Here is a 14,807-nt window from a genome sequence, read left to right as displayed (position 1 = left end):
GATGCGCTGTCAGATCTTTCCAGGCCGCAAATGCGTTCTCACACAGCCTCGGTGGTGAGCGGACCGGCCGTTCTCCGCGAAGATCGAGGATGGAGCTGCCGTTTCGGTTGGATCACCGAGTTACGTTCGACATGTCCGCACCGCGCGCAAGGTGAACAGCCACACGAGCAGGGCCGCAGCGCTGAACGTCGCTCCGAGCGCCGAGACACCGGGCCAGCCAGCCCAGGCACAGATGGACGTCGCAGCAGCGGCGCCGAGGGCGCTGCCCACTGCATAGAACACCATGTAGCCGCCGATGAGCCGGCTGCTGGCTTCGGGACGCAGGGAGACGATGAGGCTCTGGTTCGTGACATGAACGGCCTGCACGGCGAGATCGAGCAGGACGACGCCAAAGATCAGGGCCGGAATCGATACCGACAGCAGCGCAATCGGCGCCCACGATACGAGCAGGAGCATGAGAGCTAAGCCTGTCGTCCATTGACCATGGCCCCGGTCCGCGAGCCGCCCGGCCCCCGTCGCGGCCATCGCTCCCGCCAGGCCTACGAGGCCGAACAGGCCAATCCAGGTATGGGAATAGGAGAAGGGCGGCGCACTGAGCGGCAGCACCAGCGCGGTCCAGAATGTGCTGAACGACGCAAAGATCAGAAGCGCGAGAACACCGCGAACCAGCAAGACCGGCTCGCTGAGGAACAGGATGGGGACGGAGCGAAGTGCAGCGACGTAGCTGCCGGTTCCGGCCGGGATCCGATGCCGTGGCAGGACGCGCACGAGCAGGCCGACGAGGGCGAGCGACAGGATCGCGGAGACCAGATAGACCGCTCGCCAGCCACCGATATCGGCCAGTATCCCGGCCGCGAAGCGCGCCGCCAGGATGCCGATCACGATGCCGCTCGTGACTGTACCGACCACCCGACCTCGTTCGGTCGGTGTCGCGAGCGTCGCGGCGAATGCGACCAGAACCTGAACCACGACGGCGAGCAACCCAACCGCCGCCATGCCGGCGAACAGGATCGCTCCGGACTTGGCCGTGGCCACCGCCACCAGCGCGAGCACCGACAGAAGCCCCTGGCCGAGGATGAGGCGACGGCGGTCGATGAGATCGCCGAGCGGCACGATGAAGATCAAGCCCAGCCCGTAGCCGACCTGGGTCAGGGTCACCACGAGCCCGATCGCGGCAGGCGAGATGCCGAACTCCTGCGCCATCGCATCGAGCAGGGGCTGGGCGTAGTAGATGTTGGCGACGCCCAAGCCGGCGGCGACGGCGAAAATCAGGATCGTCGTCCTGGGCAAGGCCCCCTCCGGCTCGGTAGAGGTTCGCTCATCTCTTCCGTGCGTCATGGCGGTCCTGTCGATGACATCCGATCTGGTTTTATCTTGAGACCACTTGTGACCGGCCCATTCCAGTTCTAAATTGAGACCAGCTTGGAACGGGAGCGTACCTTCGTGGCAAAGCGCGTCAGCCTCTGGAACGCCGGGTGCCCGGTTGCGCGCGCGCTCGATGTCATTGGCGACTGGTGGTCGCTCCTCATCATCCGCGATGCTTTCGACGGTGTGCGGCGCTTCAGTGAGTTCCAGACTGGTCTCGGCATCGCCAAGGGTATGTTGGCGACCCGCCTTCGCGACCTGACCGAACGGGGAATTCTGGAGACGGCGCCCGCCTCGGACGGGACCGCCTACCGGGAATACGTCCTGACGGAGAAGGGGCGCGGCCTTTTCCTCGTCATCGTCGCGCTTCGACAATGGGGGGAGGCTCATCTCTATGGGCCGACCGATCGCCGGTCTCGCTTGGTCGATCGTGAAGTCGGGGCTCCGGTCGCTCAACTCACCTTGCGATCCGCCGATGACCGTCGTCTCGGTTGGTATGACACGCGGGTGCTGAAGCCCGACGTCACCTGACAAGGTGACGTAGCGACATCGAAAGCGGATAAACCGCATGTTGGAGCGGTCGTTTCAGCCCATGATCAATGTCCGCTCTCAGCGGATGGCGGCGGCCGCAGGGCCCGTCGACGTCGGGTCGAAAGCGGACCCGGCAGCGGGCACCAAACGTCGGAGTTCCGCCAGCAGGTCTGACGGATTCAGACATCTGCCCGACGGCTGTTCCCTCTATCCAGGAAGATTCGACAGGCGCGACCGCCACCCGTCCCCTGGAAAAGGAGGGGAACTCATGCTGCCCGCCAGATGGGTGAATGCCTGAGCCCCCCGGGGCGAGCACATGCCGGAACGGACAGACGTCCGAGATCGAACGCGCTATCTCGTGGCGGCCGGAATGGCATCGGTTCGCGAGGATCGCCCGGAGGCAAGGCGACCCGCCATCGTCACGTTGGGGACGCTCTTTCCGGACGGAGCGGCGCGAAGCCGGCCGTGGCCTCACTCGTCCGTGGAGAACATCTCGTCGAAGGAATAGCCGGAGCCGCGCACGGTGCGGATCGGGTCGCTCTGGCGCGGGCGGTTGATCGCCTTGCGCAGGCGGCCCACATGGACGTCCACCGTGCGCTCGTCGATATAGACGTCGTGGCCCCAGACCCCGTCGAGCAGCTGCTCGCGCGAGAACACGCGGCCGGGGCTCTGCATCAGGAATTCGAGGAGCTTGAACTCGGTGGGCCCGAGATGGATCTCGCGGCCCTGCCGGCGGATGCGGTGGCTGACCCGGTCGAGTTCGATATTGCCGGCCACCAGCAGGTCCGACACATGGGTCGGCTTGGCCCGGCGCAGGAGCGCACGCACCCGCGCGAGGAGCTCCGGCACCGAGAACGGCTTGACGATGTAATCGTCGGCGCCGGTGCCGAGGCCACGGATGCGGTCGCCCTCCTCGCCCCGCGCCGTCAGCATGATCACCGGCAGCCGCTCGGTCTCCCGCCGTGCGCGGATGCGGCGGCACAGCTCGATGCCGGACAGGCCGGGCATCATCCAATCGAGCAGGACGAGATCGGGAACCTGCTCCTGAAGACGCAGATCGGCCTCGTCGCCCCGCGCGGCGGAATCGACGACGAAGCCCTCCGCTTCCAGGTTGTAGCGGAGGAGGAGAGTGAGGGCCTCCTCGTCCTCGACGATCAGGATGCGCGTGTTCATGCGGATGTTTTCAGGGTGATGGCGACCGTCCCGGATGGACGCGACGGCCGCGCCGAGCGTGTGCTGGAGCGGCCGGCAGGGGCAGCGATCAGGCGCTGGCGGGCATCGACACGGTGGCGTAGTTCGACGCGTCGTTCTTCGGGCGGTCCCGCTCGGCGAGCTCGTTCGTGCCGGTGACGAGATAATGGATCGTCTCGGCGATGTTGGTGGTGTGATCGCCGATCCGCTCGATGTTCTTGGCGCAGAACAGGAGATGCGTGCAGAACGAGATGTTGCGCGGATCTTCCATCATGTAGGTCAGGAGCTCGCGGAAGAGCGAGTTGTAGAGGGCGTCGATGGAATCGTCGCGCTCCCACACGTCGAGGGCGGCCTTCACGTCCTGGCTGCCATAGGCGTCGAGGACGTCCTTCAGCTGCTCCTGCACCAGATCGCCCATATGCTGGACGCCGATGACGATCTTCTGCGGCTGGATCTGATCGGCGATGGCGACCACGCGCTTGGCGACGTTCTTCGACAGGTCGCCGATCCGCTCGAGATCGTTCGAGACGCGGATCGCCGATACCGTCTCGCGCAGGTCGATGGACAGCGGCTGGCGCTTGGCGATGAGCAGGATCGCCCGCTCCTCGACCTCGTGCTGGATCGCGTCCAGACGCTTGTCGGCGGCGATGACAGCCTGGGCCAGGGGTACGTCCCGGCGCACCAGGGCATTGCCGGAATCGGTCATCATCTTCTCGGCGATCCCGCCCATCTCGGAAATCGAGCGGCGCAGGTTTTCCAGTTCCGTGTCGTAGGAACTGACGATGTGGTTGGGCATGCTCGCACTCCTCGACCGAGGCCGCCCCTGGCAGCCCGCATCGCATAGGATCGGGACCGGTGCCGCGGAACGCGGCCCCGGCGGGCTCAGCCGAAGCGGCCGGTGATGTAGTCCTGGGTCTGGCGCTTCTCGGGGTTCATGAAGATCCGTGTCGTCGGGCCGAATTCGACCAGCTCGCCAAGATACATGAACGCCGTGAACTGCGAGATGCGCGCGGCCTGCTGCATGTTGTGGGTCACGATGACGATCGTGAATTCCGAGCGCAGCTGCTCGATCAGCTCCTCGATGCGGCCCGTGGAGATCGGGTCGAGGGCCGAGGTCGGCTCGTCGAACAGGATCACCTCGGGACGCTGGGCGACGGTGCGGGCGATGCAGAGACGCTGCTGCTGACCGCCGGAGAGACCCATGCCGGATTGCTTGAGCTTGTCCTTCACCTCGTCCCAGAGGGCGGCCTTGCGCAAGGATTCCTCGACGCGCACGTCGAGATCGGCCTTGGGCAGCTTCTCGTAGAGACGCAGGCCGAAGGCGACGTTGTCGTAGATCGACATCGGGAAGGGCGTCGGCTTCTGGAACACCATGCCGATGCGCGAGCGCAGCTCGTTCAGATCGACCTTCGAATCGAGCACGTTCTGCCCGTCGAGGAGGATCTCACCCTCGGCGCGCTGCTCCGGATAGAGGCTGTAGATGCGGTTGAAGGTCCGCAGCAGGGTCGACTTCCCGCAGCCCGACGGGCCGATCAGGGCGGTGACCTGGCGGTCGTGGAAGTTGAGGTTTACCGACTTCAGGCCGTGGAACGAGCCGTAATAGAAGTTCAGGTCCTTCACAGCGATGCGGATGGGGGCCTGATCGTCGGCCTGGTGGCGACCGGTCAGCTGGGCCTGCGTGATCGCGGGAGCGGCGTTCATCGGATGCGTGTCCTTGTCGAAAACGGGGTGGGACGGGGGCGCGGGATCAGCGCGCCCGCTCGCTCTTGATGACGAAGCGGGCCACGATCGACAGGGCGAGGATCGTAGCGGTGATGAGGAGGGCGCCGGCCCAGGCGAGCTGCTGCCAGTTCGAGTAGGGCGAGAGTGCGAACTGGTAGATCATCACCGGAAGGTTGGGGATGCCGCCCATGAGGTTGGGCGAGAACCAGCTGTTGTTGTTGAGCGCGGTGAAGAGCAGCGGCGCGGTCTCGCCGGCGATGCGGGCGAGCGCCAGGATGATGCCGGTCACGATGCCGGCGCTGGCGCCGCGCCAGGTGATGCTCTTGATGACGATGGAGGGCGGGGCACCGAGGGCCGCGCCGGCCTCGCGCAGGGTCGAGGGCACGAGGCGCAGCATGTCCTCGGTGGTGCGCACGATCACCGGGGTGGCGATGATGGCGAGAGCCACGCCGCCGGCCCAGCCCGAATAGGTCCCCATCGGCCGCACCATCAGCGTGTAGACGAACAGGCCGATGAGGATCGAGGGGGCCGAGAGCAGGATGTCGTTGAGGAAGCGAATCACGTCGGCGAGCTTCGAGTTGCGGCCGTACTCGGCGAGATAGGTCCCGGCCATGACACCCACCGGCGTCGCGATGACGATGCCGATGAGAGTGAGGACCAGGCTGCCGAGGATGGCGTTGGCGATGCCGCCGCCTTCGGAGCCCGGGCCCGGCGTCGGCTCTGTGAAGAGCAGCGGCGAGAAGCCCTTCATGCCCTCCACGATGAGCATGAGCAGGATCGAGCCCAGCACGACGATACCGATCAGCGTGGCGACGGTGCTGCCGACGATGAGGAGCTTGTCGGCGACCCGGCGGCTCGACCGGACCCGGCTGACACGCGCCGGGGCCGCGGTTGTGGGGAGAGTGGTGACGGCGTCCATGATTCGGGCTCCCGGGGTCAGGCGACCTTCACGCGCCGGACGAGCAGGCGTGCGATGATCAGGACGATGAAGGTGATGATGAAGAGGATGCAGCCGAGCGCCATCAGCGAGTTGAGCTGCAGGCCGTCGGCCTCGTTGAACTCGTTGGCGATGCGCGAGGCGATGGTGGAGCCGGGATCGAAGATCGAGCCGGAGAGGCGGTTGGCGTTACCGATGACGAAGGTCACCGCCATGGTCTCGCCGAGCGCGCGGCCGAGGCCGAGCATGACCGCGCCGATGATCGAGACCGAGGCCTGCGGCACCAGCACGTGGCGCACGACCTCCCAGGTGGTGCAGCCGATGCCGTAGGCGCTCTCGCGCAGCACGGTGGGGATCTGGTCGAGCATGTCGCGGGTGATCGAGGCGACGAAGGGCACGATCATGATCGCCAGGATGATACCGGCGGTGAGAATGCCGACGCCCGAGGGGACGCGGGCGTAGAACAGCGTGCCGACGATGGGCATGCCCTCCACTACGCTCGAGACCGGCATCTGCACGTAATGGGCGAAGAGCGGGGCGAAGATGAACAGGCCCCACATGCCGTAGATGATGCTCGGCACCGAGGCGAGGAGCTCGATCGTCATCGAGACGGGCTTGCGCGCCCAGCCGGGGCAGAGCTGCGTGAGGTAGACCGCGATGCCGATGGAGATCGGCACGCCGATGAGGAGGGCGAGGACGGCCGAGACCAGGGTGCCGACGATGGCGACGAGAGCGCCGTACTGCTCCTGGCCGATGTTCCAGGAGCTGGAGGTGATGAAGCCGAGGCCGAATTCCGCGAAGGCCGGCCAGCCGCCATAGGCGATCGAGGCGAGGATGCCCGCGAGGAAGAGGAGGACCAGCAGCGCCGACGCGTAGGAGGCGGCGCGGAAGAGCTGGTCGCCGAGGCCGCCCGGCTTCTTGCGAGCGGGGGAGCCCGTGCGGGCCAGCGAAATCTGTTCAGTCAAGGCGGCCATCCGACGTCTACTTCTTCACCTTGAGGGGTCGTATCGCGTGGGGAGACGGGTGGCGAGGTGTGTCGCCATGTCTTCTCGTGGAGCAGGCCCGACGCTTTCGCCGGGCCTGAGAGGGTGGTTCGGTCCGTGAGGACGTGCCTTAGAAGACGGGCTTGCCGTCCTTGCCCTTGATTTCCTTCCACTCGCTGTGGACGAGGGCGACGACGTTGTCGGGCAGCGGCACGTAGTCGAGATCGACGGCGAGCTTGTCGCCGTTCTTGTAGGCCCAATCGAAGAACTTGAGCACTTCCGCGGACTTGGCGGCGTCGGCCGGCTCTTTGTAGACGAGGATGAAGGTGGCCGCGGTGATCGGCCAGACTTCGTCGCCGGCCTGGTTCACAAGGGAGATGCCGAAGCCGGGAGCGGCCTTCCAATCGGCGGAGGCGGCGGCAGCCTGGAACGCCTTGTCATCCGGGGCCGGGAACTTGCCGGCCTTGTTCTGGATCAGGGTGTAGCTGAGCTTGTTCTGCTTGGCGTAGGCCGATTCCACGTAGCCGATGGAGTTCGCGACCTGCTTGACGGTGGCAGTGACGCCCTCGTTGCCCTTGCCACCCTGGCCGGCGGGCCAGCTGACCGTGGTGGCCGCACCGAATTCCTTCTTCCAGCTCTCGGAGACCGCGCTGAGATAGGTGGTGAAGATGCTGGTCGTGCCGGAGGCATCCGAACGGTAGACCGGGGTGATCGGCGCGTCGGGGAGCTTCAGGCCGTTGTTGAGGGCAGCGATCTTGGGGTCGCTCCACTTGGTGATCTTGTTCGCATAGATGTCGGCGACGAGTTCGCCGGTGAGCTTGAGCTTGCCCGGCTCGACGCCGGCGATGTTCACCACGGTGACGACGCCGCCCATGACGGTGGGGAACTGGACGAAGCCGTCCTTCTCAAGGGCGGGGCCCTTCAGCGGGGCGTCGGTGGCGCCGAAATCGACGGTCTTGGCCTGGATCTGCTTGATGCCGCCGCCGGAGCCGATGGACTGGTAGTTCAGGCCCGTGCCGGTATCCTTGCGGTAGGCTTCAGCCCATTTCGAATAGACCGGGAATGGGAAGGTCGCGCCGGCACCGGTGATGTCGGCGGCCTGGGCGACGGCGCCGAACTGTGCGGTCGCGAGCCCGATGGCGAGGGCGAAATGGAAGGGTTTCACGGTGGCTCTCCGTAATCTGTCCGGGCGCTGTACGTGCCGCGCTGCAAGAGCAATCCTGCTGCAGCGCACCGTTACCCGCCCGATCATGCTGGCTCTATGACGGAGCCATGACAGATCGATGACAGGAGCCGGCCGGCGACCGCTCAGGCGCTGTAGGACAGGGGGAAAACACGGTATGGACCGGGGCTCGAACGAGCGCGGCACGGTTTGACGGGCTCGTGCGTTATACGATTCGGCGATGTCGACGACGGAGCAGCCCGTCTCGCCAGCCGTCCTGGAAGGTCAGCATCTTGGAGAACGAATCGAGCATGACACCCGCCGGGGGTGATGGCGATGCCGATTTCCTCGCCCTGCACGAGCGCAGGGAGGACCTCGAACGCGACCTCGCTTTCGCCCAGCAGCGCCGTCAATTCGGGACCGATCCGGGCGAGGTGGAGAAGGCGGGCCAGGACGAGCGCGCCCTGCTGGCGGAGCTCGACGCGGTGATGACCCTGATCCGCGGCGCCGAGTATCAGCGCATGCCGGGAGCTCGCCGCTGGTAGCGGCGACCTCCGGAGAACGGGATCAGCCCACGCGGCGGCGATCGCGTTCCTTGTGCCGGAGGCGCAGGAGAAGGTCGATCTGACCGTCGGGGATCGGCTGCGTGTCGAACGTGTCTTCGTAGATCGCCCGAAGAGTGCCACCGAGATGGTGACGGGTCGGACTCGATAGGATCGGCATCCCATCCGCTTCGTTCACAGGCCGGGGATCGGTCTCACCGTCACCCAGATCCATCACGCGATCTCCCGATGTGCCGACGCGTTTCGCTAAGATTCCCTGCGTCGTGCTCGCATCATCGGCGAAGATGGTTAACCAAAGGTTAAGATTGCGCCTCACGCATCCGTGGATTGAAGAAGTCGCGCCGCCGCCGCGCGGGCCTCGTCGGTCACCGTGGCGCCGGCCAGCATCCGGGCGATCTCCTCGCGCCGCGCCGGGGCTTCGAGGGGCGAGACGCGGGTGGCGACCCGGTCGCGGCCCTTCACCGGGTCCTTGGCGATGAGGAAATGCGTCTCGGCCCGCGCGGCGACCTGAGGGGCATGGGTCACGGCCACGACCTGCACCCCGGCGGCGAGACGGGCGAGGCGGGCGCCGATGGCATCGGCCACGGCGCCGCCGACGCCGGTATCGATCTCGTCGAAGATCAGGGTCGGAGCCGAGCCCTTGTCGGCCAGCACCACCTTGAGGGCCAGCATGAAGCGCGAAAGCTCGCCGCCGGACGCAACCTTCATCATCGGGCCGGGCCGCGTTCCGGGATTGGTCTGGGCCCAGAACTCCACGCGCTCGTAGCCCGCCGGGTCCCGCGATTCGGGATCGGTGACGATCTCGGTGATGAAGCGGGCGCGCTCCAGCTTCAGGGGCGGCAATTCGGCCTTCACCGCGAGGTCGAGGGCCTTGGCGGCCTTGCGACGCCCCTCGCTGAGCTTGGTCGCGGCCTTGGCATAGGCGGCCTCGGCCTGGGCGAGGGTCGCCTCCAGGCCAGTGAGAGCCTCCTCGCCGGCATCGATGGCGGCCACATCCGCCTCGTAGCGCTGGCGCAGGGCGGCGAGGTCGTCCACCGGCACCTGATATTTGCGGGAGGCCGCACGGAGGGCGAACAGCCGCTCCTCGACCTGCTCCAACTCGCGCGGATCGAATTCCGATTCGCGCAACGCCGTGTCGAGGACGGAATGGGCCTCGTCGAGGGCGGCGAGCGCGGCATCCAGGGCGGCGATGCAGGGCTCGACCAGGGCCGGGATCTGGCTCGCCCGCCGCTCCAGCTTGCGCATCGCCGAGGAGAGGTGGGACACGGCCGAATTCGGGCCGCCCGCCGCCTCGATCGCCTCGGTCAGCTCGCGGGCCACCTTCTCGCTCTGCTGCATGACCATGCGGCGCTCGGCGAGGGTGGTTTCCTCCCCGGCCTGGGGATCGAGCGTTTCGAGCTCCGCCGCCGCATGGCGCAGGAAATCGACCTCCTTGCGGGCGGCCTCGACCCTGGCGCGATGCTCGGCCAGGGCGGAGCGGGCGGTGCGCACGCGCTTGGCCGCCTCCCCCACCGCCGCCAGGGGCGCGTGCAGGCCGCCGAACGCGTCGAGGATGGCGCGGTGGGTGCCGGGATCCGCCAAGGCGCGATCGTCGTGCTGGCCGTGGATCTCCACGAGGGTGGCGCCGATCGCCCGCAGCACCTGCACGCCGACGGCCTGATCGTTGACGAAGGCGCGGGTACGGCCGTCCGCCATCTGCACGCGGCGCAGGATCAGGTCGCCCTCGGTGTCGATATCGGCCTCGGCCGCGAGGCGGCGGGCGGGATGGTCGAGGGGCACATCGAACACGGCGGTGACGCCGCCCTGTCCTTCACCATGGCGCACCAGGCCGCCGTCGCCGCGCCCGCCCAGGGCCAGCGCGAAGGCGTCGAGCAGGATCGACTTGCCCGCGCCGGTCTCCCCGGTCAGGACGCTGAGGCCTTCGCGGAAATTCAGGGCGAGCTTATCGATGAGAACGATGTCGCGGATCGCGAGCTGACTCAGCATGCCGCGGGTTTGGCCTCGTTGGATACGGTGGCCACGTCTTACGGCGAAGCGGCGGCGGCTTCACTCGAAAAATGGCCCACGAACGAAAGCGTGTCGTCGCGGGCCGGATCGAGCGGCTAGGGCTCGTTTGTCGCCGAACCGGTATCCGCTTCGGCGTAGAGCGCTCAGCGCGCGTCGGCGGTGCGGCCGATGACGCCGCGATAGACCTTGCTGAGCCAGGAGGACTTCTCCTCGCGCGGCTCCAGGCCACCGTTCTGGAGGAGCGCGAACGCATCCTTGTACCAGGGGCTGTCGGGGAAGTTGTGGCCGAGCACGGCGGCGGCGGTCTGTGCCTCGGCGGTGATGCCGAGCGCCATGTAGGCCTCCACCAGACGCTCCAGCGCTTCCTCGGCGTGGCGGGTCGTCTGGTACTTGCTCACCACGTCGCGGAACCGGTTGATCGCGGCGGGGAAGTTGCGGCGCTCCAGGTAGAACCGGCCGACTTCCATCTCCTTGCCGGCGAGCTGGTCGCGGGTGATCTGGATCTTGGCCTTGGCATCGGCCGCGTATTCCGAGGTCGGGTATTTCTGGACGAGTTCCTGCAGACCGGCCAGCGCCTTCTCGGAGCGGTCCTGGTCGCGGGTCACGTCGGGGATCTGCTTATAATGCGACATCGCCATCAGGTACTGGGCGTATGCCGCATCCTTGCTCGCCGGATGGCGCTGCAGGTAGCGCTTCGAGGCGTTGATCGCGTCGTCGTATTTCTGGCCCTCGTAATTCGAGTAGGCCGTCATCAGCAGCGCTTTGCGCGACCAGTCCGAATACGCATAGGCCTTGTCGAGTTCGCCGAACTTCTTCGACGCGCCCTCGAAATCCTTGTCTTCCATCTTGGCCAAGCCCTCGCTGTAGAGCTTGTCGGCCGGGACGTCGGGAATGACCTCGGGCTTGTACTTCTCGGCGAAGGGATTGATCGAGTCGAGGGTGTCGCAGCCGCCGAGGCCGAGGCCGCAGAGCGCCAGGAGCACGAAAGCCGTCGCCCCGCGGTTACGATCGTTGAGACGCATTCCGGTTCCCCCAACAGATGCGCCCGGCAAGGGGGCCGCATCGTCAAGCCATACAAATGTCGGTCGAGCGGCTGACGGCACGGTGCCACGGCCCATGTGCCTCTATGGGGCACACGCGACCTCGCCTCTTGTCACGGACGCTTTACCAGTGGCGTCCGATTTGGGCGTGAAAGCGGCGGCCGAGAGGCTGACGCAATCGAAGCGAGGGTGTTGCTGAGAGGTTACAGGTCGCTGGCGAAGGCGGCGAGGCCGAGACCGACGCCGAATTCCGGGCGGGAGGTCTCGCGGCGGGCGCCGGCTGCTTCGAGGATCGTGTAGTTGGCGCGGTCGGCGAAGAGCGCGTCGAGGACGCCGACATTCATCCGGTGGCCGCCGCAATAGGAGCGGTAGGCGCCCTGGATCGGCAGTCCGGCGAGGGCCAGGTCACCGACGGCATCGAGATACTTGTGCCGCACGAACTCGTCGGCGTAGCGCAGGCCCTCGGGGTTGACGACGGCGTTGTCACCGACCGCCACGGTGTTCTCGAGGGAGGCGCCGAGAGCGAAGCCGGCTTTCCAGTAGCGCTCCACGTCCTTCATCATGCCGAAGGTGCGGGCATTGGCGATTTCGCGGCGGTAGGAGGCGGGGTTCAGGTCCATCGCCTTGCGGCTGCGGCCGATTACCGGGTTCTCGAAGTCGATCTCCACGTCGAGGCGGAAGCCGCGGTCGATGGGGCGGAGTTCGGCGAAGGCGCGGCCTACCTCGATGCGGACGGTGCGGAGCACCTTGATCCAGCGGCGGGGCGCCCCGCAGGTGGTGATGCCGATGGCGTCGATGGCTTCGACGTAGAGGCGGGCGCTGCCGTCCAGGATCGGCATTTCCGGCCCGTCGATCTCGACGAGGACGTTGTCGATGCCGAGCCCGTAGAGGGCGGACATCAGATGCTCGATGGTGGCGACCGCGCCGCTCTCCACGTCACCGATGACGGTGCACAACTCGGTGGCGGAGACGCAGGCGTGGTGGGCCTTGATGAGCCGGTCGTGACCGGTGGGCATTCCGGTACGGAGGAAGCAGATTCCGTGATTGGCCGCAGCGGGATGGAGAGTGATCTCCACCGGCTTGCCGGAATGGACGCCGATGCCACGAAGCGTGGCCGGGCCCTTGAGAGTTGTTTGTTGGTTCGTCCGCATTCCCTAGCCCTCGGCCGTGATCAGGCTCGCTCTCCCTGGATTACGGGATTGCGCCGCCTCTGCGATCCGTCCGCTGCTTGAAGCCCCTGCGAGCGCTGACGGCGAAACCGCCGCGCCTTTTTCGTTCCAAAAATCGTATACGCGGGGCCCGAAGCGTTAGCCAAATCACGCTTTCTTACGCTCTGTTACAGACACGCTTTCCGGAGACGTTCTGGATAACCGTTTTCGGTCAAGGACTTAAAACGAGGTTAAGCCCGGGGTCCTGAGACCCCGGGCTTGTTGCATAAACACCGCTACGGACGCTTAGCGTGGCGTTTCAGTTCGCCTGACGACGGAGGAAGGCCGGGATTTCGAGCTGGTCGTCATCCATCAGACGGGGCTGGGGAGCCACACGTCCCTGTGGATCGAGGTTGCCCTGAGCCGGACGGTAGGCCGGAGGAGCCGCAACGGGTGCCCGCTTGGCGTATTCCGGCTGGGGCGCCGGCTGCGGGGCAGGCGCGCGCATCTGCGGCAGCGGAGCGGTCTCGGCCTCCTCGCGGCGTCCGCCGAAGCCGACGGTGGCAAGGCGGCGCAGCAGCGTCATCCGCTTTGAATCCCCTGCCGGCTCGGCCGGCTCCACGGCGTTCCTGGCGCGAAGCTGAGCCTGGCCGGGCATCGGCAGATCCTGGATCTGCGGCATGCGCGGGGCGCGGGCCACCGCCACCGCCGGACGCGGCGGCACGAACGGGCCGGCGGCCTGCTGCACCGGGGCCGGAGCCTGGACCGGAGCCGGAGCCGGCTCGTAGGCCACGGCCGTCCGCGACGGCATCTGGGTCAGGACGACCTCGTCGTGAACGATCGGGGCGGCGGGAGCTTCCATGCGCACGGATTCGGGGGCCATGGCCGCCGGCTCGGACGCCACCGGGCGCGGGGCCTGCGGCTGGACCGGCGCCTGGGGCGCGGGGGCGTTGCCGGTCAGCGGCTGCTCTTGTCCGGGGGCACGAAAGGTGGGGGCGGGCTGTGCCGCCCTGGCCCTCGCTTCCGCACGCAGGCGCTCGGCCACTTCAGCGATCCGCTGCTCGGTCTGGACGATCTCGGGGTTGTTCTGCGAATGCGCGGTGATCAGCGCCGGCTCGATGCCGGTGGCGACCACGGAGACGCGGATGATGCCGTCGAGGCTCTCGTCGAACGTGGCGCCGAGGATGATGTTGGCGTCCGAATCCACCTCTTCGCGAATCCGCGTCGCGGCTTCGTCGAGCTCGTAGAGGGTGAGGTCGTTGCCGCCCGTGATCGAGATCAGCAGGCCGCGCGCGCCCTTCATCGATACGTCGTCGAGGAGCGGGTTGGCGATGGCGGCTTCGGCGGCGCGGTTGGCGCGCTTCTCGCCGGAGGCCTCGCCGGTGCCCATCATGGCCTTGCCCATGCCGCGCATGATCGCGCGGACGTCGGCGAAGTCGAGGTTGATGAGGCCTTCCTTGACCATCAGGTCGGTGATGCAGGCGACGCCCGAATAGAGCACCTGGTCGGCCATGGCGAAGGCGTCGGCGAAGGTGGTCTTCTCGTTGGCGACCCGGAACAGGTTCTGGTTCGGGATCACGATGAGGGTGTCGACGGCGGCCTGGAGCTCCTGGATGCCGGCTTCGGCGGTGCGCATGCGGCGCACGCCCTCGAACTGGAACGGCTTCGTGACGACGCCGACGGTGAGGATGCCCATGTCGCGGGCGGCGCGGGCGATGACCGGAGCCGCACCGGTGCCGGTGCCGCCGCCCATGCCGGCGGTGATGAAGCACATGTGGGCGCCGGAGAGCTGGTCACGGATCTCGTCGATGACCTCGTCGGCGGCGGCCGAGCCGACTTCGGGATGCGAGCCGGCGCCGAGGCCCTGCGTCACGCCGAGACCCATCTGGATCACGCGCTCGGCCTTGGAGGAGGTGAGCGCCTGGGCGTCGGTGTTGGCGACGACGAACTCGCAGCCGAGGAGGCCCGATTCGATCATGTTGTTGACGGCGTTGCCGCCGGCTCCGCCGACACCGAAGACGGTGATGCGGGGCTTGAGTTCGCGGATATCCGGCGCTTGCAGACTGATGGCCATGGTGTCGAGCCTCTCGTGCCTTTCACGTTTCATTTGACGGCCTCTCGGTGAGACCGCCGATGTGCTTGTGTCGGGTCCGGCGCC

General features: G+C 67.0%; 14 protein-coding genes. 2 read left to right on the top strand and 12 right to left on the bottom strand.

Features of this window, described 5'->3' with window-relative positions; genetic code table 11:
- Positions 1–120: 120 nt before the first annotated feature.
- On the bottom strand, positions 121–1,338 hold the full coding sequence (locus RQI43_RS22415; protein ID WP_405030690.1) for an MFS transporter: 1,218 nt from the start codon (positions 1,336–1,338) through the stop codon (positions 121–123).
- 105 nt (positions 1,339–1,443) lie between these two features.
- On the opposite strand from RQI43_RS22415, the gene RQI43_RS22410 reads away from it, so the two are divergent.
- Positions 1,444–1,896: a helix-turn-helix domain-containing protein gene (locus RQI43_RS22410; protein ID WP_311276645.1), complete on the top strand. Its 453-nt coding sequence runs from the start codon at positions 1,444–1,446 to the stop codon at positions 1,894–1,896.
- 471 nt (positions 1,897–2,367) lie between these two features.
- Here RQI43_RS22410 and phoB read toward each other — a convergent pair whose 3' ends face one another.
- From phoB to pstS, 6 genes are all read right to left on the bottom strand, one after another.
- The gene (phoB, locus tag RQI43_RS22405) at positions 2,368–3,069 is read right to left on the bottom strand and encodes a phosphate regulon transcriptional regulator PhoB (RefSeq protein ID WP_056434508.1); all 702 of its coding nucleotides are present in this window, start codon (positions 3,067–3,069) and stop codon (positions 2,368–2,370) included.
- A gap of 88 nt (positions 3,070–3,157) precedes the next feature.
- Positions 3,158–3,883, bottom strand: a complete 726-nt coding sequence (gene phoU, locus RQI43_RS22400) for a phosphate signaling complex protein PhoU (RefSeq protein ID WP_056434510.1) — start codon at positions 3,881–3,883, stop codon at positions 3,158–3,160.
- Between the two features lie 86 nt (positions 3,884–3,969).
- Positions 3,970–4,788, bottom strand: a complete 819-nt coding sequence (gene pstB, locus RQI43_RS22395) for a phosphate ABC transporter ATP-binding protein PstB (RefSeq protein ID WP_056434512.1) — start codon at positions 4,786–4,788, stop codon at positions 3,970–3,972.
- A gap of 46 nt (positions 4,789–4,834) precedes the next feature.
- Positions 4,835–5,728, bottom strand: coding sequence for a phosphate ABC transporter permease PstA (pstA, locus tag RQI43_RS22390; protein ID WP_056434514.1), 894 nt, complete (start codon positions 5,726–5,728; stop codon positions 4,835–4,837).
- A gap of 17 nt (positions 5,729–5,745) precedes the next feature.
- Positions 5,746–6,720: a phosphate ABC transporter permease subunit PstC gene (pstC, locus tag RQI43_RS22385; RefSeq protein ID WP_056434516.1), complete on the bottom strand. Its 975-nt coding sequence runs from the start codon at positions 6,718–6,720 to the stop codon at positions 5,746–5,748.
- Positions 6,721–6,859: 139 nt separating this feature from the next.
- A complete protein-coding gene (pstS, locus tag RQI43_RS22380) occupies positions 6,860–7,894 on the bottom strand; it encodes a phosphate ABC transporter substrate-binding protein PstS (protein ID WP_311276644.1) in 1,035 nt (344 codons plus the stop codon).
- Positions 7,895–8,202: 308 nt separating this feature from the next.
- Between pstS and RQI43_RS22375 the strand changes: the two genes are divergently transcribed.
- On the top strand, positions 8,203–8,436 hold the full coding sequence (locus tag RQI43_RS22375) for a hypothetical protein (protein WP_056434520.1): 234 nt from the start codon (positions 8,203–8,205) through the stop codon (positions 8,434–8,436).
- A 22-nt stretch (positions 8,437–8,458) separates the two neighbouring features.
- On the opposite strand, the gene RQI43_RS22370 is transcribed toward RQI43_RS22375, so the two are convergent.
- From RQI43_RS22370 to ftsZ, 5 genes are all read right to left on the bottom strand, one after another.
- On the bottom strand, positions 8,459–8,668 hold the full coding sequence (locus RQI43_RS22370; RefSeq protein ID WP_056434523.1) for a hypothetical protein: 210 nt from the start codon (positions 8,666–8,668) through the stop codon (positions 8,459–8,461).
- A gap of 98 nt (positions 8,669–8,766) precedes the next feature.
- Complete coding sequence (recN, locus tag RQI43_RS22365; RefSeq protein ID WP_311276643.1) at positions 8,767–10,440, bottom strand: DNA repair protein RecN; 1,674 nt, start codon at positions 10,438–10,440, stop codon at positions 8,767–8,769.
- A gap of 164 nt (positions 10,441–10,604) precedes the next feature.
- Positions 10,605–11,483, bottom strand: a complete 879-nt coding sequence (locus RQI43_RS22360; RefSeq protein WP_056434527.1) for an outer membrane protein assembly factor BamD — start codon at positions 11,481–11,483, stop codon at positions 10,605–10,607.
- A 221-nt stretch (positions 11,484–11,704) separates the two neighbouring features.
- Entirely contained in the window at positions 11,705–12,652 is a 948-nt protein-coding gene (gene lpxC / locus RQI43_RS22355; RefSeq protein ID WP_056434528.1) for a UDP-3-O-acyl-N-acetylglucosamine deacetylase, read from the bottom strand.
- Positions 12,653–12,968: 316 nt separating this feature from the next.
- Positions 12,969–14,723 carry a cell division protein FtsZ gene (gene ftsZ / locus RQI43_RS22350; RefSeq protein WP_311276642.1) on the bottom strand — a complete coding sequence of 585 codons (1,755 nt, stop codon included), beginning with the start codon at positions 14,721–14,723 and terminating at the stop codon, positions 12,969–12,971.
- Positions 14,724–14,807 lie beyond the last annotated feature (84 nt).

The sequence above is a fragment of the Methylobacterium sp. WCS2018Hpa-22 genome (assembly GCF_031843785.1).
Lineage (GTDB): Bacteria > Pseudomonadota > Alphaproteobacteria > Rhizobiales > Beijerinckiaceae > Methylobacterium.
Note: the sequence above shows the minus strand (reverse complement) of the source record. Positions and strands in the feature narration are given on the sequence as shown.